Origin of the sequence: Bradyrhizobium sp. HKCCYLS3070, from assembly GCF_051167575.1 — a bacterium.
GTDB lineage: Bacteria > Pseudomonadota > Alphaproteobacteria > Rhizobiales > Xanthobacteraceae > Bradyrhizobium.
This window is the reverse complement of sequence record NZ_JBNPTI010000009.1, coordinates 131028-149187: the sequence shown is the minus strand read 5'-3', so window position 1 is coordinate 149187 and position 18160 is coordinate 131028. Positions and strand designations below refer to the sequence as shown.

The following is an 18160-nucleotide window of genomic DNA, read 5'->3' as shown; positions in this document are numbered from 1 at the left end:
CCTCAACGCGCCCGCCGCGCCATCCGCTCGCGTCCGCCCGGCGGCGCAGGCGGGGTCATCGGTCCCGCCTGCACGTCGCCGCTGCCGGCTGTGCCGAGCTGCGGCATTTGCAGCGTGACGGTCTCCGGCGCCTTCAGCAGCGAGGCCTCACGCGGTCGCAGCGACTGCAGCACCCATCCCTCATGCGAGGCGCCGACCCGCAAGCGCAGCGACGCCTGCGACGAGGCATCGACGAAGATGCCGAAGCTCTCCTCGTCGCCGATCACCGTGCCGACGAGCTGCAGGTTTGGTCGTTCCGGCTCTTGCTGCGGCGGAGGCGGCGGCGCTCGCATGACCATGACGGGTGCGGCAACCGGTGGCGGCCGGCGCGAGGCCGAGAAGATCGGACGGTCGCGCGTCGCCGAGAGAGCACTGATCGGAACATCCCACAGCGGGTTGGCACTCCTGCGCCCCGGGACTTGCGCGCTGGGCGCCTCGGAAACGGCCGGCGGGTCGGAGGCGCCGGGCGCGGCCTGCGCGGGCGCAGCGGGCTCGAGACCATCCGCCGTCTCACCCCAGGCACGGCCGAGCGAAGCTGCAAGCACGCATACGGTCGCAACGGTGACGAGACCTGAACCGACGAACGATCGCATCACATTTTTCCCTGCCATTGGCCCGACACGGTGACCAGCACCGTCAGCCGCCCCACACCGCCGGCCGCGGCCGCCAGCGGTTGCTGCACGTGCAGCTGATCGACGAAGAGAAACGGCAATCCCGCTTCGAGATCATAGAGCAACTGCTGCAGCGCCGGCTGTTCGAGCTCGCAGCTGGCGACGACGCTGATCAGGTTCTCGTTGCCGCGCGCCGCCGGTAGCTCGACCTGGGTCGACAGCACGCTGCCGCCGGCCTTGCTGATCGCCTCCGTGAGGCGCTGCACCAGCGCCGCGCCCGCGATGGTGACCGTTCGTCCCTCGACGAACACCGATCCGCCCGGAGCCGTCACGCTGTCCGAGGAGGAACTGCTGTCCGGCCGTTTGCGTCCCGAAAACTGCGCCAGTTGCGCGTTGGTGTCATTGAGTTGGTCGCGCTTGGCGACGAGATCGGCGACCGCTGCAGCACCAAGCCAGAGCAGTGCGACGATGGTCGCCGCATAGAGGATCGCAGAAGCGGCCGGCGAGTTCACGAAGATCCGGCGCAGCGATGTCGACCAGTTCATGCCCGGTCCCCGAAATAGGCGTTGATGCGCGCCTCGATATGGAAACGCTCGCCCGCTTCCCCGGCGGTGCGCGTCGTCGGCGCATAGAAGGTGGCGCGGCTGAACTGCGGCGACTGCTCGATCAGCCGGATCAGCGCGGGGGCGTCCTGGGTCAGGCCGGAGATCTGCAGCCGATCGTTCTCGACATGCATCTCGACGACATACGTCCCGTCGGGCAGAATCTTCGACAGCGTGTCGAGCACGATGACGCTGGCGGGACTGGTCTGCTTGCGCTTGGCGAGCAGCCCGTCGGCGGCGGTGGCGCCCATCGCGGGCCGCAGCGCCGCGCGCAGCCGCGTGACCTGCGCCTGCGCATCTTCGAGCTCGCCATCGAGATATCCGCCGATCAATGTCGTCGCGATCAGCAGCACGGCCGTGGTCGCAGCAACCGACAGCCAGCCGAGCTTGAGCACGCGCCCGAGATCGCGCCCGCCGGCAAGCGACGAGCGCAGCGACGTCTTGAAGATCTGGATCTGGCCGCCATCGGCTGAGTCGACATCGGCGGTGATGACGAGCCTGGCGGCGCCGACCTGATCGGCCAAGGCAAGCAAGGGCTGGACCAGAGCGCGCGGCGTCGCCGCGAGCGTCAGCGCGATCCGATCCCCGACTGCGCGCGGGGCGCTGCAACCGTAGAGGACCTGATCGAGATTCCACGGCGTCAACCTGCCGATCTGCGTCCGGATCATGCCGTCGAGAAACGGCTCGGCCTGCTTCGGAAAGTCGAGCGGGCGGACCAGGACGCTCTCGGCGGCCAGATGGATTTCCAGCGCGGCGCCGCGCAACGTTCGCAGCCACTCCGGCGAGAGCCCGGCCTGCGCAGCGCCGGCCGCCGGATTCACCCTTGCCGGCGCCGGCATCGGCTTCGCCTTCGGTCGCGCCTGAATCGTCAAGACGACGCTTTCTGTTCGGTCATGGCGGACCAGGACCTGCGGACGTCTGAGCTGCCGATCGGCCACGGCTTCGATCGCTGTCGCGACGCTGGCCGTCCATGCCGTCAGTCCGCGCTCGATCGCTTCGGTCAGCTTCATGGCATCCTCCGCGCCTGAAGCGCTCCCCTCGGTTGCGGCCCCTCGTCCTGGCGCGCCAGCAGCCGATAAGGCTCCTCGCCTTCGCCGGGAACGATCACCGCCGTCGCCGCATGACGAAGCCCGCCCGCCGGACTGACGACGATGCGCAGCCGATAGGCCTTGCTCTTGCCCTTGGCGGCATCCTTCGCAACAGGACCGAGCGTCTGGGCCAGCGTATCGGCATCCTGTGACAGCGACGCCCTTGCGTTGAGGAAATCCTTCAAGATCAGCGGCGTCATTCCCGGCAACGCTGCAACGACCTCCGGCGCAGCGATCGTCGGATCGATTCCGGGAGAGCCGTTGAAGACGGTCACCAGCGGAAGGACCCGATCGACGAGCGATGCGGGAATGCCGAGGACGAGCGACAGCTCGCCGACATGTGCGAACGGCGCCAGGCGCGGGACACGCTTGAGACCGGCCGCCGCATAGCGCGCCTCCTCCGCCTGGGCCCTGGCTGCATCGGACGGCTTGGAGCGCCACGCGACCACCCGCTCGGCATGATCCTTGGCAGCATCCCGGTCGACGCCCAGCGTGACGAAGAGGTTTTCGAGCATGTCCTTCGAGGCCGTGTTGAGATCGATCCGCGCCGCTTCGTTGACGAACGAGACTGCGATGTCGTTGCCTGCAAGGGCCAGGCGGAAACCGCCCTGCCGCGGCCGCTCCTCATCCTTGGACAGCAGCAGACGATAGGCCGACAGTTCGATGGCCGCCGAGATCAGCGCATCGGCCTCGACCGCCTCGTCTTCGAGCCGCAGCAACCGCGCCGAGCTGCCCAGCTGCTGCGAGACGACCACGACGAGGGCCGCCAGCGCCGCGAGCATCCACAGCGCAGCGATCAGGATGAAGCCATCCTGCGCGCCGCGCCGGTCGGCAGAGCCATTGCTGAAGAAGCGAACGGGCATCAGTCGACCGGCTCGCTCTTGTTCGGTTGGGCCGGCTCGGCCACGGCTGGCTGGTTCGCGGTGCCGCCCGCTCCCGTATCGGCAAAACCGCCCCCCGGCGCATCGACCTGAATACGGACTGCGCTGACCAGTACGGCCGCGCCGCCACGGCTGTCGTCGTAGATCGTCATGCGGACGGCGGACGGCAGCTTGGTCGCATCGCGCCATTCCGTCGTCCAGGCCATCGTCCTGTCGGCATAGGCGAACGACATCCGGAACGGCGCCGACAGCAGCACCACGGGATCGACGAATTTGAAATGCTCGGTCACGGGCTGGCCGACCGACACGGGCTCGAACGCGGCACGCGATCGCCGCAGAGCGCGCTCGCCCCTGCCCCCTTCCTCGCCGATGCGCACGATATCGAGGCCATGTCCCGCATTCGGACCAAACTCGGCGCGCACGAACATCGCCGAGACCTCGTCGCCCACGAACAGCGGTCCCTTCTGCTCGCGATTGGCCGAAACAAACTGCACGGCAGCGAAATCATCGCCGACCCGCCGCAGCGCGGCGGCCACCATCTCGGCGCGCTGCACGCGATCCAGTCCGCGCTTCCATGCCGGCAGCCATTGCGACGTCACCGCAGCCAGCGCCGACAACACGATTCCGGCAATCGCGAGCGCGCCCAGCGCCTCGATCAGCGCAAAGCCCTGCTGTTTCGGTCGATCGGGTGGGACGCGCATCAGCGCGCTCCTCGCGCGAGGCGAACCGTCTGCACATCGGCGACGGCGCCCGAGCCGGTCTTCACACGCAAGGTCACTGCCTCCGGAATCCACCCGGTCTGCCCGGCCGGCTCATTCCAATCACCACCGAGCGGCCTGACTTGCAGCACCACCGCCCCAGAGCCGGAGCGCTGATCGATCCTGCCCGGCTGCAGCCGGCTGCGATCAGCCAGCACCGTTGCCAATGCCAGCCTCATGTCGGTGACCAGGGTGACATGCTGTTCGAGCTTGCGAACACTGGCCGCGTTGCGCGACACCACGGCGCCGATGGCGATGATCGACACGCTGACGATGGCAAGCGCGACGAGCACCTCGATCAGCGTGAAGCCTGCGTCACTCCGGTCGCCTATATCAACCATTGGCAAGCGCGCGCGAGACAATGTCGATCCTCCCCGTCAGCCAGTTCACCCTGATCTCCAGGCTCAGATCGGCGCGCGACAAGGTAATCGCGCCGCCGCAGGACAGGCCATCAGGAAAGAAGCTGATCGTCGCCAGCACCGGCCGATGCTGGCAGCTGCGCGGCAACGTCGCCAGGAACGCGACGTCGTCGGGCAGCTTCAACGCAGCCGCGCCGCTACCGGAGCGGATCAAGCGGCGCGACGTGTCGATCTCAGTGTCGACGCGCGTACCTGTCCGCATCGACGAGGCACGATCGGACTTCAGGAGTACCGCAGCTTGCAGCGCATAGGCCTGCAGCCGAGGCCGCGACGTCTGTCGCGGCAGATAAGGCAGCGCGACGGACGCCAGCAGCGCGACGATCGCGAGCACGCAGACCATCTCGAGCAGCGTGAAGCCGCGCTGGCCGTCGTCACTCACTGCGCGCGCTCGTCTGCGTCGGCGTTCCCAGGACGATGTCCGCCGCCGTTCCGCTGCCGCCCTCCTGGCCATCGGCACCGTAGGACAGGATGTCATACGGGCCGTGGTCGCCCGGCGCGCGGTAGACATAGGCCGTATTCCACGGATCCTTCGGCACGGCACCGCCCTTGAGATACGGGCCGTTCCAGGCGCTCAGTCCGGCCGGCCGTTGCGCCAGCGCACCGAGACCTTCCGAGGTCGAGGGGTAGCGGCCGGCATCGAGATAGAACAGATCGAGCGCCGCCGAGAAGCTCTGCAGTTGGATCCGCGCCGCCTTGGTCTTGGATTCACTGAGATAGTTCAGAACGCGCGGACCGATCAGCCCCATGATCAGTCCGATGATCGTGATCACGACCAGCATCTCGACCAGCGTGAAGCCGCGCTCCTGCTCGCGCCCGGCCCTCGTGGCCGGCTCGATCTGCGTATCTGATCTCATATCGTTCTCCTTGATGGCGGTCAGCCGACCAGTTGCGTCACCGAAAGCAGGGCCGTCATGATCGAGACGATCAGGCCCCCGACGACCACGCTGATCAGCAGAATGGCGGCGGGACCGACGATGCCGACGACACGGTCGAGTCCCCGCTGCAGCTTGGCTTCGTAGAATTCGGCGATCCGAGTCGACAGCGTCGGCAACTGGCCGGTCTCCTCGCCGAGCCGCAGCATGCGCAGCGCCATCGGCGGCAGCATGTTGTCGGCCGACAGCGCCTGGGACAGCTTGCCGCCGTGACGGACGCGATCCGCCGCCGCCGACCATGGCGCGCGCGACGACGTCACCGCCATCACGTCAACGAGGATGCGCAGGGCGGCGCTCAGATTGACGCCGCAGCCGAGCAGCAGGCCGAGATTGCGGCAGAACAGGCTGGTCCGATAGAACAGCAGGAGGCTGCCGATGCCGGGCGTCACCGCCAGCACACTGGTCAGGCCGGCGCGAACCGCGGGCTGACGCAACAGCCACCAGCCTGCCGCAAGCAGCGCCGCACAGCCGAGCGTGATCGCAACTGCATTGGCGCGCAGCAGATCCGACATCGTCATGAAGAAGCCGAGCGCGGTATCGGCACGGCCGCCGAAGTCGCGCAGCACGGCGGAGAAGTTCGGCAGCACGGCCACGAGAAAGAACAGCATCACGCCGATCGCCGCGAGGAAGACGAAGGCGGGATATTGCATCGCGTCGGTCAGTTTGCGTCGCGTCGCCTCGGAACGCTCGCGTTCGCCGGCCAGCGCAGTCAGCACGTGGTCGAGCGTTCCCGACGCTTCGCCGACGCGCATCAGCGCGACATACATCGGCGAGAACAGCTGCGGCTGGGCAGCCGCCGCGTCGGCGAAGCTTTCGCCGGCCATGATCGCCGCGCGCAGCCGCGCCACCACGGGACGGAGGCGGCCGATGTCGGAGTCGCCGGACAGCAGGTCGAGCGCGTCGTCGAGCCGCGCGCCGGCCTTGAGCAGCAGGGCCAGGTCGCGCGTGAAAGTGGTCACTTCAGCCGCGGACGGAGCGCCGAACGAGAACCCGGACGCAGCCCCCGTCCGCTCCTTCTTTTCCTCCACGGTTTCGATCGGCAGCAGTTGCAGATACGAGATGCGCCGTTCGACCTCGCTGCGCGACGGCGCGACGAGAGATCCCACGACGATTTCACCGGACTGCGTCAACGCGCGATAGCGATAGCTCGGCACGATCCACCTCACCGCGCCACGAGGACACGAAGCAGCTCGGAGGCCGACGTGACACCCGCACGGCACTTGGCGACACCGTCATCGAGCATAGTCGTCATGCCTTCCCGGATCGCCAGCCGATCGATCGCGAGGCCGTCGGCACGATCCGCGATCAGCTCGCGCAGACCGCTGCTCAGCTCGAGCAGTTCGAACACACCAACCCGGCCTCGATAGCCGCTCTGGCCGCATCGCTCGCATCCCCTAGGGTGCCAGGTGATGTCGCCGGGGACGAGGCCAAGATGACCGAGGCGTGGGTCCTGGCGACAGGTGTCCTCATCGAGCGGCTTCGGCGTCTTGCAGTGATCGCAGAGCTGGCGCACCAACCGCTGCGCGATCACCGCGCGCAGGGTCGACCGCAACAAGAAGCCTTCGACGCCGAGGTCGAGCAGGCGCGGCACCGCCGCCGCGGCGGTTTCCGTGTGCAGCGTCGTCAGCACCAGATGGCCGGTCAGCGCAGCATGGACGGCGACATGCGCCGTCTCGCTGTCTCTGATTTCGCCGACCATGATGACGTCGGGATCCTGACGCACGAAGGAGCGCAGCGCGCTCGCAAATGTCAGCCCGATCGCCGGCTTGATCTGAGACTGATTGATGCCGGGGATCTCATATTCCACCGGATCCTCGACAGTGAGGATCTTGCGCTCCGGCGTGTTGAGCATGGACAGGATCGTCGCCAGGGTCGTGGTCTTGCCGCTGCCGGTGGGCCCCGTGATCACGATCATGCCGTGCGGCAGCGTGATCAGGCGCCGGAGTGCAGCGTCGTCGCGGGTCGCGAGGCCGAGGCGGCTCGCAACCAGCTGGGAGCGATCCTTCGGCAGGATGCGCAGCACCGCCGATTCCCCGTGCTGGGTCGGCATGACCGCGACGCGGACGTCGATTTCGGCCCGGCCGGCGCGAATGCGCGCCGCGCCGTCCTGCGGCAGGCGCCGCTCGGCGATGTTCAGACCGGCGACGATCTTGATGCGCGAGATCACTGCCTGCGGCAGCACGCCGGCCGGCGCCGCGATCGGACGCAACAGGCCGTCGACACGCAGCCTGACCACGAGGCCGGTCGAGAACGGCTCGATGTGGATGTCGCTGGCGCGCATCTCTACCGCCTTCTCGATCAGATCGTTCACCGCGCGGACGACCGGCGCGCCGCTGGCGAGATCGCGCAGACTTTCGATGTCGTCGTCACGGATCTCCTGCGCCGGCGAGATCTCGGCGTCGTCGGAATCGCCAAGCCGCTGGTCGAGGACGACGGCGATATCCTCGTGCGAGGCGACCTTGAAGAGAGTCTGCGGGCCGAGTACCAGTTCGGCGGCCCGGCGCACGGCCTGATCGGTCGGATCGGCCATCGCGAACACGGCGGCGCCGTCAGAATCTTTGTATGGATAGCCGAGCACCTCGCGGAGGAAGCGGTCGGAGAACTCGCTCACCGCGGGCAGTGCCGCCATCAGTTCGCGCAGCGCGACGCGCTGCAGTCCCGTGAAGCCGGCGACCTCCTCCGCGAAAACGTCGGCGGTCAGGCCGAACCTGTCCCAGAGCGCGATCTGCGTTTCGCCCGCAGCTCCGCCTTCGCCCGCCGCCTGGGGATGGCGCTCGCGAAGATAGGCATGAAATTGGGTCGACAGTGTACCGCTCATGGCGTGATCCGGGTGGCGCCCGTGCCGGCCCCAACGTCTCGGCACGCCGCTACTGGTGACCCTCGTTATTGATCGCGAACATGACGGCTGTACGAATGCCGGAGGCGCCGACATTTCCGACACACATGCGGCGCAAAGGTCGGGCGGCAGCCGCCAATTATACATAAGTGTCATATTGGACCGCTATGCAGGCTGCGCGGTCTAAACGAGGCGCTGCTGCGTTTCGGCCGGTCAACACGAGTAGATCGGTAAGTCCATGTTTCGTATCGGCAATCGAAGCCAGTCCGCTGCGGTTGTCAGACCTGCCTCGCTGCTGGCGATTGCGGTGCTGCTCGCCTCCTGCAACATGGCAACGCTTAATTCCCAGGCCAGCGCGCCGGCCGATGTCGACGTCATCGACAAGGTGCGCTCGCTCGATATCCTGCCGCGCGACAGTGGACCGGTCGCATCGATCCAGGGACGCCCCGAGGTCGAGCGCGCGAGCGCGCGGACATATCAGGGGACCACGGTTCAGGAGGTCGCCGAGGTCAGGCCGCTTCCGGCGGCCGATGGCAAGGGCTATGACCTCAATTTCGAGAACACGCCGATCGCAGTGGTCGCGAAGGTCGTGATCGGCGACATCCTCGGCGCGGGCTACTCGATCGATCCCCGCGTGCAGGGCAGCGTCAGCCTGGTGTCGGCGCGGCCGGTGCCGAAATCCGACATCCTGTTTGTGCTGGAGAGCGCGCTGCGCCTGTCCGGCGTGGTGCTGGTCCGCGAAGGCGGCGGCTACAAGCTGACCCCGCTCGGCGACGCCATCGGCGCCGGACGCGTCGACGGCGAGGCCGGCCGCGCCGAGCCCGGCTACGGCGTCTCCGTCGTGCCGCTGCAATATGTCGGTGCGCAGACGATCCTCAAGCTTATGGACAGCTTCGCGACTCGCGCCGGCAGCGTGCGCGCCGACACTACCCGGAACTTGCTTCTGATCCAGGGCACAGGAGCCGAGCGACGCTCCGCGATCGAAACGGTGATGAGCTTCGACGTCGACTGGATGCGCGGCCAGTCCGTCGGCATCTTCCCGGTCAGCAATTCGGCGCCAGAGCCTTTGATGGCGGAGCTGGAGAAGATCATGGACTCCGGTGAGAACGGATTGAGCCAGAATCTCGTCAAGCTGCAGGTCGTCAATCGCCTGAACGCGATCATGGTCGTGACGCGCAAGCCAGCGCTGCTGCAGAGCGCGGCAACCTGGATCCGCCGGCTCGATCAGGCCGACTCCGGGCGCACCAGCGTCCACGTCTACCGGGTCCGCTACGGCGACGCGCGCCAGCTCGCCAAGGTGCTCACCGACATGTTCGGCGGCGCCGGCTCGTCCTCCACCGACGGCGCCGACGGCCAGACCGCGCCGGGGTCCGACGGCACCACGACGTCCGTCGCGGACCGGCTGTCCTTCAACACCAATGCAGCCGGCTCATCGAGTTCGAGCGCCAATCCGACGAGCAGGTCCCAGGGCGGTGGTCTCCCGAGCATGTCATCTTCGAGCACGTCGTCCTCCAGCAGTACGCCGTCCTCGACCGGGCTGGAGCCACGCAGCAGTGGTGCTGGCGGAGGCCAGGCCATCATGCCGAATGTCCGGATCACCCCGGACACGGTGAACAACTCGCTGCTCATCTATGCCGACCGCGAGAACTACCGCATCATCTCCAGCACGCTGCAGCAGCTCGACCAGCCGGTGCTGCAGGTCGGGATCGACGCCACGATTGCCGAAGTGACGCTCACCAACGAGCTGTCCTACGGCGTGCAGGCCTATCTTTCGAGCAAGGTGCTCGGCCTCGGGACCGACAAAGGATCGATCACCAATACGCAAGCCACGTCGGTCGCCACAGCGACGACATCCGCGGCGACGACGGCCTTGATCAACCGCGCTCTGCCCGGCTTCAACTTCCTGATCGGACACGACGCCTCGCCCAACATGATCCTCGACGCACTCCATACCGTCACCAGCGTCAAGGTGCTCTCCAATCCCTCGCTGGTCGTGATCAACAACCAGACCGCCACCCTGCAGGTCGGCGACGTCGTGCCGGTATCGACCGGCAGCGCGACCGTACTGTCGTCGAGCAATACTGTCGTCAACACCATCGACTATCGCAACACCGGCATCATCCTGCGCGTCGTGCCGCGCATCGCCGCCAACGGCAATGTGCGGCTCGAGGTCGAGCAGGAGATCAGCAACGTCGCGGCCCAGACCGCCGCGAGTCTCACGCCGACGGTGTCGCAGCGCAAGGTCAAGAGCGCCATCTCGGTCGCCAACGGCCAGACCGTGCTGCTGGCGGGCCTGATCAGCGAGCAGCAGACCGGCAATCGCAACGGCATTCCGGCCTTCGACGAGATTCCGGTTCTTGGCGACGCGTTCTCGCATCAGGGCAAGAAGGGTACGCGCACCGAGCTCATCATCTTCATCCGGCCGCAGATCATCCGCGACGGCAGCGATGCGCATCAGGTGGCAGAAGAACTCCGTTCCAAGCTCCGCGGATCAGTCGGAGCGAGCATCACGGATGATTTGCGTGTCCGCACCACCCGTTGACCCCAGCCAAGTGATCCGGCCGACGATGGGGCGCCTCACCATCGCCTGCACCGCAGCCATCCTGCTGCTCGGAGCACTCGCCTCGCCCGTTCGCGCCGATTCGGTCAGCACCGCACGCATCGCCTATGCGCGCGGCGACTTCGTCCGCGCCGTGCGCATGCTGACCCCGCCTGCCCTGCGCGGCGATCCACGCGCTCAGGCGATGCTCGGCTTCATGTATGAAAACGGCTTTGGAACCCCGCAGGCCTACGAGGTCGCGAGCGATCTCTATTGTCAGGCCGCCGCAGCCGGCAATCCGTTCGGCCAAGCGATGCTCGGCCTGATGTACGACAAGGGTCATGGCGTTCCACAGGACGTCGTGCTCGCCTACAAATGGCTGAACCTTGCTGCCGGACATGCCAAGTCGACCCAGCGCAGCTACTTCCTGCGGCTTCGCAACGCCGTCGCATCCAAAATGTCGGCCAGCCAGATCGCGCAAGGCCAAGCCCTCGCGCTGAGCTGGGTGCCCGGCCAGCTCTGACCAGTATCACCGGTCCATAGCCCGGCGAGCGCTGGCTCCCGACAGCAATGGAGTCAAGCTCCTGGCGGCACACGCGCTGCCAAGCTGGTGCTGTGACGTGCGTGTCCAGTATCCGCGCTGCTCGGCGCATTTCACAAAACCGAAGCAAGACCGACACCACGTTGCAATTTGTTGCCGCGATAGATCGTCGCAGGCAAGCGGCCATCAGCATGCGCGCGCCACCACCCTCCTCCGTCCGGAGATCTCATGACCAGAACAGTCACACGGTCCAAGGCGCTCGCCCTTGCGACCACCGCCGTCTTCACCGCGACCAGCGTCGCGCCGGCCTTCGCCGAACCGGCGACGAGTACGCCGATCGAGCACGTCATCATCATCGTCGGCGAGAACCACACCTTCGACAATCTGTTCGGCACCTACAAGCCGAAGGCGGGTCAGACGATCGACAATCTGCTCAGCAAGGGCATCGTCAACGAAGACGGCACGCCGGGCCGGCATTTCAAGAAGGCGGAGCAGCGGATCGGCCGCGACGAGGTTCGCTACACTGCCGAGACCGCGTCCACCGGCGCCTATGCGACACTGCCGCAGCCCTACACCACCTACGGGATCGGCCTGCCGCAGAACGTCCTCGACACCCGCTTCCCGGCCAATCTTCCCAACGGCCCGTACCAGATTTCGAAATACGTCTCCTATGCGGCCTACACCGGAGATCCAGTGCACCGCTTCTTCCAGATGTGGCAGGACATCGACGGCGGCAAGCACGACAAATTCGTGTGGGTCGAGCAGACCATCGGCACCGGCTCGAACGGTCAGCCCTATCCGGCCGGCGGGTTCAACCCGATGGAAGGCGCCATCTCGATGGGCTTCTACAATATGAACCCGTTCACCGACGCCGCCGGCAAGGCCCAGCCCGGTGACGCAGCGTTCTTCAAGCAGCTCGCCGACGAGTATGCGATCAGCGACAACTATCATCAGGCGATCATGGGCGGCACCGGAGCCAACTTCCAGGCGCTCGTGACCGGCCACGCCGCGTTCTTCACCAATCCCGAGACGCTGAACGGCGCCCCCGCCGTGCCCTACGCCAACCAGATCGAGAATCCGGATCCGGTTCCCGGCACCAACAACTACTACAAGCAGGACGGTTACAGCGGCGGCTCCTACGTCAATTGCTCGGACCCCAGCGCGCCCGGCGTCGCCGCCGTCAACGAGCAGCTTTTCAAGAACGGCGTCTATAGCAACAACTGCGCGCCGAACCACTATTATCTCGTCAACAACTACAGCATGTTCTGGAACCAGACCAGCGCCAAGCCGAATGCCCTCGGCTCGGACAAATTCGTGCTGCCGCCGCAGAGCGCGCCGACCATCGCCGACGTGATGACCGCAAAAGGCGTGTCCTGGAAATACTACAGCGCCGACCGCGGTGACGATGCCACCACCTTCGCCAAGAGCGTCGACGGCGTGCCGCTGCTGTTCCACTCCTATTGCGGCATCTGCGACCCGCTCACCGGCTTCAACAACATCATGAAGAACCCCGCCGAGGAAGCCAAGCTGCAGAACTACGGCGCCTTCGTGAAGGACGTGCAGAACAACACGCTGCCCGCAGTGTCATTCGTGCGTCCGTTCGAGGCGCTCGCCGGGCATCCCGCCGATTCGACCACCGACCTCTACGAAAAATTCCTCGAGGCCCTGATCAATCGCGTCAAGGCCAACCCGCAGCTCTGGGCCAAGACCGCGATCTTCATCACGACGGACGAGGGCGGTGGCTACTATGACTCCGGCTATGTCCAGCCGGTGGACTTCCTCGGCGACGGCACCCGCATTCCCTTCATCCTGGTCTCGCCGCTGGCCAAGAAGGGTCATGTCGACCACACCTATTACGATCACGTCTCGCTGCTGAAATTCATCGAGCGCAACTGGCGGCTGCCCACGATCTCCGCCGTCAGCCGCGACCGACTCCCCAATCCGATCCATGACCGGGACGACAACCGCTATGTGCCGAAGAACCGTCCTGCGATCGGCGACCTGATGAATCTGTTCGCCTTCGGCGATAACGATGGCGATCACGATCACGACGGCGGCTGGCATCATCACGACCACGGTGAGCACGGATACGGCGACGACCGCTGATCGACCGGGAGTCTGCCGCTGTCAAGAACAGCCCGCCGCACACGTTGCGGCGGGCCATCTGCGCATTGTGCGCGGCGACGACATTGATGGTGCACCGAATTGCAACATCGTGACGCCGTCAGCGGATTGTCAGCCGATCGTCACGCCCCCGTTATCGAGCCTCCGCATCGTCCCGCCGCCGCTTGAACGAAGCGGCGCGGTGCAACCGAGGTCTTGGGGGATCTTGCAGAATGTCACTTCGATCATCTTTCAAATCTGCCTTTCATGAATTGCTCGCATTGTCCGTCACGGTGTCTTTGCTGGCGTTTTCCGCTGCCGCGCCGAGCCTTGCGCACGACCATGGCTTCGACGACGATGACGACAGCTACGCCATCGGCCTGTGGGGCGACCTGCCCTACTCCACGCTGCAGGCCACCGTCGGCGTCCCCAACCTGATCGCCGACATGAACGCCCATCGACTGAAATTTACGGCGCACGATGGCGACCTGAAGCAGGGCTCCAATTCCGCCTGCGACGCCGGCCTCTACGCCCAGGCGCTCGCTTTCTTCAACAGCCTCGAGGCGCCCGCGATGTTCACCCCGGGCGACAATGACTGGGTCGATTGCGATCGCCCCTCGAATGGCGGCTTCAACTCGCGCGACCGGCTCGATTACGAGCGCAAGGTGTTCTTCTCGACGCCGTTTTCGCTCGGCCAGCGCAAGCTGCGCCAGGAGGTGCAGACCGATCCGCTGTGTCTGAGCGCCAACGGCACCAGGGTCGGCTGCGTCGAGAATCGCCGCTGGACCGTTGGCCGGGTCACCTACGCGACCCTCAACATCCAGGGATCCTGCAACAATCTCTGCGACACAAATCCCGATCCGGACGAATACAACGCGCGCAACGCGGCCGTGATTCTGTGGATGCAACAGACCTTCGCGGAAGCCAAGAGGCGCAACTCCGCCGCCGTGATGTTCATCACCCAGGGCAACCCGGGCTGGGACCAGGCCGATCCGACGCGCGCGCCGCTGCGCGATCCCAGGACGCTCGCCGAAACCGACGGGCAGCCCGATGGCTTCGTCAGCTTTCTGACCGCCTTACGCACCGAAGTCGAGGCGTTCCGCAAGCCGGTCGCCTACGTCCACGGCGATTCCCATTACTTCCGGATCGACCAGCCCTTCCTCAACAGTGCCGGCCAGCGGCTTGAGAACTTCGTTCGCGTCGAAACGTTCGGCGACAATCAGGGCAACGGCAACAACGACGTGCGCTGGCTCAAGGTGACCGTCGATCCGCGCAGTCGCGACGTGTTCTCCTTCCAGCCCGTCACGGTGCCAGCGAACCGCACCGCCGTGCCGGCGCCGACCCGCAACTGAGCCTCATGATGATCGGGTCATCCAGCTTGGCTGGGCGACCCTTGTCTTTCGCCTCTTTCGCGGAGTTCTGGAGTCGGACTCAACCGAGCGACCGCAGCCAGGCCAGCCGGGCGATCGCCTGCGACGCCAGCCGCTGCATCAGATCGAGCCGGTCCGGTTCGGTCGCTCGCTCCGCATGCTCCAGATACGCGTCCGCGAGCGCCTCCGCCAGCACGGCCGCATCGGCTTGCGCGAGCCCAGCCGGCAGGCGCAACAGGTCCGCAACCTCCGATGCCATTGCCGCGGCTTCCTGCGCAAGCTCGCGCACGCGATCCGCCGGGCGGCCAGCGGCGCGCACAGCCATCGCGTCGAGCAACTCGGCGAGTCGACGCTCCAGCCGGCCGGCGTCGATCGTGCCGGCGTCCGACGCCACCGACGCCGCGCGCCTGGCGTCGGTCTCAAGATGATAGGCACGGCGCCGCTCCTTGCGCAGCGTCGCGACATGACCGAGTTCCTCTCGCGCCATCGCCTCGGACGCCCTCTTGACCTCGGGATCATCGGCAAATGCCGCAAGATAGGACCAGAACGCAAAGGCCCGCTCCTCGTTGCGCACCGCCATCGACAGCGCGCGGTACGGCGTCATCAGCCGCGAGTCCTGGATTTCGCGTGCCACGCCGGGCTCAAAGGTCTCCGGTGGTTGCCAGCGCACCAGCGACGCATCGGGGGCACGCCCCGTTCGCGCTTGCGACCATTGCGCGACACTGTCGACATGCTCGCGCTCGGCCGCGGCCAGCCTCGCGAAGACAGCGGCCAGATCGAGCCGGCCTTGACGCTGCATCTCTCCGGACAGCTCGTCGTAGCGATCGGCCGCCTCCTGCTCCATCGCATTGGCGAGCGCGAACAGCTCGTCGATCGAATGCAGGTTCCCGGCCGGTTCCGACTTGAGCGAGAGCGTGCGTGTCAACAACATATGATGGTCCGCCTGATTGTCCTGGCTTGTTTGATCCAGCGCAACGTCCGTCGGATTGCGACCCACTAGACAACCGGCACGATAAGGAGTCAATTTAGCCTGGCTCTATTTGCTCAGGGATTGTCAATGGCGACGATCCTTCCTTCCCCGAAACAGTCCTGACTGGAATACGGCCCCTTCGCGGGCCGTCCGTTCCGCTTGAGGTGATCATGGTTGCGAGTGATGTCGCCACCCATCGGTGGCGCATGCCTGCTATCCTGGTAGCAATCCTCATCGGGCTCTGCGCGATCGCGGCCCCGCGCGCAGCACATGCGGCCGGCGATCTCGCAACCTACCTCTCGAAGATCACGCCGGGTGAGCTGTTCCCGGATGCGGATCGTTTCGGCGTGCCGCAAGGCGAGCCGCCGATCATGCCGGTGTATCGCGGCGATCAGCTCAAGGGTTACGTCTATCTCAACTCCGATTTCGCCAATTCCGTCGGCTATTCGGGCAAGCCGATCCACATCCTCGTCGGCATCGATCCCAAGGGCGTCATCACCGGGCTGAAGCTGGTCGATCACAAAGAGCCGATCGTGCTGATCGGCATTCCCCAGCCACGCATCGTTGCCGCACTCAACGGCCTGCTCGGCAAGGACATGATGCCGATTGCGCAAGGCGCGGAACATGCGCCGCAGGCCGACATCGTCTCAGGTGCCACGGTCACCGTGCTGGTGATGCACGACAGCATCGTGCGCGCCGCCACGCGCCTGATCCGCAGCGGCCGCATCGGCGCCGGCTCAGCGGCGAGCGCCGCCACAGCGCAGCCGAGCGAGACCAAGACGGTCGATCCCGACAAGAGCGAGATCCGCGACTGGAGCAGCCTGCTCGGCGACGGCTCGGTGCGGCGCCTGCATCTCAGCATCGGCGACGTCAACGACGCTTTCGCCAAGTCGGGCAATGAGGCGGCCGCGCAAAATCCGGAGCCCGGCGATGCCGGCGACACCTTCATCGATCTCTATGTGGCCATGGCCAGCGTGCCCACGATCGGCCGCAGCCTGCTCGGCGACGAGGGCTATCAGCGACTCAAGCAGCGATTGCAGCCCGGACAGCAGGCGATCGTCGTCGCCGGCGACGGCGTCTACTCGTTCAAGGGCTCCGCTTATGTCCGAGGCGGCATCTTCGACCGTATCGAGGTGCTGCAGGAGGGCGGAAGCACACGGTTCCGCGACAAGAACCACATGCGACTCGGTGCGCTGACCGCCGCCGGCGCCCCTGCCCTGCGCGAGATCGGACTGTTCATCACGCCGCCCGAATTCACGCTCGACCCGACCGAGCCATGGCAGCTCCAGCTCCTGGTGCAACGAAGCACAGGCAGCCACGACAAGGCGTTCCTGACATTCGATGTCGACTACACGGTGCCCGACGCCTACTTGAAGCAGCAGACGCGCCCCGCTGTGTCGGCAGCGAAGGCGACGTCCGCGCGTCCCGCCCCGACCACGGCGCAACCGGTCGCCGACGACACCGAGGAGCCGTTATGGATGCGCATCTGGCGCTCGCAGACGATCTCCATCGGCATCACCGCGCTGGCGCTGGCCGCGCTCACAGGGATCTTCTTCTTCCAGAACGTTCTGGTGCGCCGTCCCCGGCTCTACACCTGGGTGCGCCGCGCCTATCTGCTGTTCGTGCTGGTCTGGCTCGGCTGGTACGCCAACGCCCAGCTTTCGGTCGTCAACGTCGTCACCTTCGTCAACGCGCTGCTGACCGGCTTCCATTGGGAGTTCTTCCTCGCGGCGCCCTTGATCTTCATCCTGTGGGCGGCAACGGCGGCTGGACTGCTGTTCTGGGGCCGCGGGCCGTTCTGCGGCTGGCTCTGTCCGTTCGGCGCGCTGCAGGAGCTGACCAACACAGTGGCAAAATGGCTCAAGGTGCCGCAGATCACGGTGCCCTGGGGGCTGCATGAGCGGCTGTGGCCGATCAAATACATCATCTTCCTCGGCCTGTTCGGCCTGTCGCTCTATTCGGTCGCGCTCGCCGAGCAGGTCGCGGAGGTCGAGCCGTTCAAGACCGCGATCATCCTGAAATTCTCGCGCAGCTGGCCGTTCGTGCTGTATGCCGCGGCGCTGCTCGGCATCGGCCTGTTCATCGAACGCTTCTTCTGCCGCTATCTCTGCCCGCTGGGCGCCGCGCTGGCGATTCCCGGACGCATCCGCACCTTCGAATGGCTGCGTCGCTGGAAGGAGTGCGGCTCGCCCTGCCAGCGCTGTGCCAAGGAATGTCCGGTGCAGTCGATCCATCCCGAAGGACACATCAATGTCAATGAATGCATCTACTGCATGCATTGCCAGGAGCTCTACTACGACGATCAGCGCTGTCCGCACATGATCCAGGTCCGGCTCAAGCGCGAGAAGTTCGAGGCGATGTCATCGCCGTCGATGCGCGCCGCCAAATCCGGTCCGAAGACCGTGATCACCCATGCCGGTCGGCCGACGACGGCGCCGGCTCAATCCAACGATCTCACTCATCCATCATAA

At 66.1% G+C, this 18160-nt stretch carries 17 protein-coding genes; 6 read left to right on the top strand and 11 right to left on the bottom strand.

Annotated elements, in window-relative coordinates; genetic code table 11:
• Positions 1-2: 2 nt before the first annotated feature.
• The 10 genes from ACQR03_RS24660 to ACQR03_RS24615 are packed head-to-tail and all read right to left on the bottom strand — an operon-like array spanning position 3 to position 8148.
• A complete protein-coding gene (locus tag ACQR03_RS24660) occupies positions 3-632 on the bottom strand; it encodes a hypothetical protein (protein ID WP_315717475.1) in 630 nt (209 codons plus the stop codon).
• Complete coding sequence (gene gspM, locus ACQR03_RS24655) at positions 632-1195, bottom strand: type II secretion system protein GspM (RefSeq protein WP_315827809.1); 564 nt, start codon at positions 1193-1195, stop codon at positions 632-634. Before gspM ends, ACQR03_RS24660 begins: the two co-directional genes overlap by 1 nt.
• Positions 1192-2262 (bottom strand): PilN domain-containing protein, encoded by a 1071-nt coding sequence (locus ACQR03_RS24650; protein ID WP_316193698.1) that lies wholly within the window; start codon positions 2260-2262, stop codon positions 1192-1194. Before ACQR03_RS24650 ends, gspM begins: the two co-directional genes overlap by 4 nt.
• The gene (locus ACQR03_RS24645) at positions 2259-3203 is read right to left on the bottom strand and encodes a general secretion pathway protein GspK (RefSeq protein WP_315717472.1); all 945 of its coding nucleotides are present in this window, start codon (positions 3201-3203) and stop codon (positions 2259-2261) included. The genes ACQR03_RS24650 and ACQR03_RS24645 overlap by 4 nt, the downstream gene beginning before the upstream one ends.
• Entirely contained in the window at positions 3203-3922 is a 720-nt protein-coding gene (locus ACQR03_RS24640; protein WP_315717471.1) for a PulJ/GspJ family protein, read from the bottom strand. The genes ACQR03_RS24645 and ACQR03_RS24640 overlap by 1 nt, the downstream gene beginning before the upstream one ends.
• A complete protein-coding gene (locus ACQR03_RS24635) occupies positions 3922-4320 on the bottom strand; it encodes a PulJ/GspJ family protein (protein ID WP_315717470.1) in 399 nt (132 codons plus the stop codon). The genes ACQR03_RS24640 and ACQR03_RS24635 overlap by 1 nt, the downstream gene beginning before the upstream one ends.
• Positions 4313-4777: a prepilin-type N-terminal cleavage/methylation domain-containing protein gene (locus tag ACQR03_RS24630; RefSeq protein ID WP_315827806.1), complete on the bottom strand. Its 465-nt coding sequence runs from the start codon at positions 4775-4777 to the stop codon at positions 4313-4315. The genes ACQR03_RS24635 and ACQR03_RS24630 overlap by 8 nt, the downstream gene beginning before the upstream one ends.
• The gene (gene gspG / locus ACQR03_RS24625) at positions 4770-5252 is read right to left on the bottom strand and encodes a type II secretion system major pseudopilin GspG (protein WP_315717468.1); all 483 of its coding nucleotides are present in this window, start codon (positions 5250-5252) and stop codon (positions 4770-4772) included. Before gspG ends, ACQR03_RS24630 begins: the two co-directional genes overlap by 8 nt.
• A gap of 20 nt (positions 5253-5272) precedes the next feature.
• Entirely contained in the window at positions 5273-6484 is a 1212-nt protein-coding gene (locus ACQR03_RS24620) for a type II secretion system F family protein (protein ID WP_315827804.1), read from the bottom strand.
• A gap of 8 nt (positions 6485-6492) precedes the next feature.
• Complete coding sequence (locus ACQR03_RS24615) at positions 6493-8148, bottom strand: GspE/PulE family protein (RefSeq protein WP_434841983.1); 1656 nt, start codon at positions 8146-8148, stop codon at positions 6493-6495.
• A 256-nt stretch (positions 8149-8404) separates the two neighbouring features.
• Here ACQR03_RS24615 and gspD point away from each other — a divergent pair, with 256 nt between their 5' ends.
• The 5 genes from gspD to ACQR03_RS24590 all read left to right on the top strand — a co-directional run bounded on the left by gspD (position 8405) and on the right by ACQR03_RS24590 (position 14701).
• Positions 8405-10708, top strand: coding sequence for a type II secretion system secretin GspD (gene gspD, locus ACQR03_RS24610; protein ID WP_434841984.1), 2304 nt, complete (start codon positions 8405-8407; stop codon positions 10706-10708).
• Positions 10680-11228 (top strand): tetratricopeptide repeat protein, encoded by a 549-nt coding sequence (locus ACQR03_RS24605; RefSeq protein WP_315827801.1) that lies wholly within the window; start codon positions 10680-10682, stop codon positions 11226-11228. The genes gspD and ACQR03_RS24605 overlap by 29 nt, the downstream gene beginning before the upstream one ends.
• Before the next feature lie 246 nt (positions 11229-11474).
• On the top strand, positions 11475-13352 hold the full coding sequence (locus ACQR03_RS24600) for an alkaline phosphatase family protein (RefSeq protein WP_315827800.1): 1878 nt from the start codon (positions 11475-11477) through the stop codon (positions 13350-13352).
• Positions 13279-13620, top strand: coding sequence for a hypothetical protein (locus ACQR03_RS24595; protein ID WP_315827896.1), 342 nt, complete (start codon positions 13279-13281; stop codon positions 13618-13620). The genes ACQR03_RS24600 and ACQR03_RS24595 overlap by 74 nt, the downstream gene beginning before the upstream one ends.
• Positions 13583-14701 carry a hypothetical protein gene (locus tag ACQR03_RS24590; RefSeq protein ID WP_434841985.1) on the top strand — a complete coding sequence of 373 codons (1119 nt, stop codon included), beginning with the start codon at positions 13583-13585 and terminating at the stop codon, positions 14699-14701. Before ACQR03_RS24595 ends, ACQR03_RS24590 begins: the two co-directional genes overlap by 38 nt.
• A gap of 79 nt (positions 14702-14780) precedes the next feature.
• On the opposite strand, the gene ACQR03_RS24585 is transcribed toward ACQR03_RS24590, so the two are convergent.
• On the bottom strand, positions 14781-15650 hold the full coding sequence (locus ACQR03_RS24585; RefSeq protein ID WP_315717461.1) for a ferritin family protein: 870 nt from the start codon (positions 15648-15650) through the stop codon (positions 14781-14783).
• Between the two features lie 209 nt (positions 15651-15859).
• Here ACQR03_RS24585 and ACQR03_RS24580 point away from each other — a divergent pair, with 209 nt between their 5' ends.
• The gene (locus ACQR03_RS24580) at positions 15860-18160 is read left to right on the top strand and encodes a 4Fe-4S binding protein (RefSeq protein ID WP_434841986.1); all 2301 of its coding nucleotides are present in this window, start codon (positions 15860-15862) and stop codon (positions 18158-18160) included.

What these genes read in the sequence shown, in the direction of transcription:
- ACQR03_RS24645 (WP_315717472.1), bottom strand. Translation starts at nt 3,203, where the DNA reads ATGCCCGTTCGCTTCTTCAGCAATGGCTCTGCCGACCGGCGCGGCGCG.
- ACQR03_RS24600 (WP_315827800.1), top strand. Translation starts at nt 11,475, where the DNA reads ATGACCAGAACAGTCACACGGTCCAAGGCGCTCGCCCTTGCGACCACC.
- ACQR03_RS24580 (WP_434841986.1), top strand. Translation starts at nt 15,860, where the DNA reads ATGGTTGCGAGTGATGTCGCCACCCATCGGTGGCGCATGCCTGCTATC.
- ACQR03_RS24640 (WP_315717471.1), bottom strand. Translation starts at nt 3,922, where the DNA reads ATGCGCGTCCCACCCGATCGACCGAAACAGCAGGGCTTTGCGCTGATC.
- ACQR03_RS24590 (WP_434841985.1), top strand. Translation starts at nt 13,583, where the DNA reads ATGTCACTTCGATCATCTTTCAAATCTGCCTTTCATGAATTGCTCGCA.
- ACQR03_RS24605 (WP_315827801.1), top strand. Translation starts at nt 10,680, where the DNA reads ATGATTTGCGTGTCCGCACCACCCGTTGACCCCAGCCAAGTGATCCGG.
- ACQR03_RS24585 (WP_315717461.1), bottom strand. Translation starts at nt 15,650, where the DNA reads ATGTTGTTGACACGCACGCTCTCGCTCAAGTCGGAACCGGCCGGGAAC.
- gspG (WP_315717468.1), bottom strand. Translation starts at nt 5,252, where the DNA reads ATGAGATCAGATACGCAGATCGAGCCGGCCACGAGGGCCGGGCGCGAG.
- ACQR03_RS24615 (WP_434841983.1), bottom strand. Translation starts at nt 8,148, where the DNA reads ATGAGCGGTACACTGTCGACCCAATTTCATGCCTATCTTCGCGAGCGC.
- ACQR03_RS24595 (WP_315827896.1), top strand. Translation starts at nt 13,279, where the DNA reads ATGGCGATCACGATCACGACGGCGGCTGGCATCATCACGACCACGGTG.
- gspD (WP_434841984.1), top strand. Translation starts at nt 8,405, where the DNA reads ATGTTTCGTATCGGCAATCGAAGCCAGTCCGCTGCGGTTGTCAGACCT.
- ACQR03_RS24650 (WP_316193698.1), bottom strand. Translation starts at nt 2,262, where the DNA reads ATGAAGCTGACCGAAGCGATCGAGCGCGGACTGACGGCATGGACGGCC.
- ACQR03_RS24660 (WP_315717475.1), bottom strand. Translation starts at nt 632, where the DNA reads ATGCGATCGTTCGTCGGTTCAGGTCTCGTCACCGTTGCGACCGTATGC.
- gspM (WP_315827809.1), bottom strand. Translation starts at nt 1,195, where the DNA reads ATGAACTGGTCGACATCGCTGCGCCGGATCTTCGTGAACTCGCCGGCC.
- ACQR03_RS24635 (WP_315717470.1), bottom strand. Translation starts at nt 4,320, where the DNA reads ATGGTTGATATAGGCGACCGGAGTGACGCAGGCTTCACGCTGATCGAG.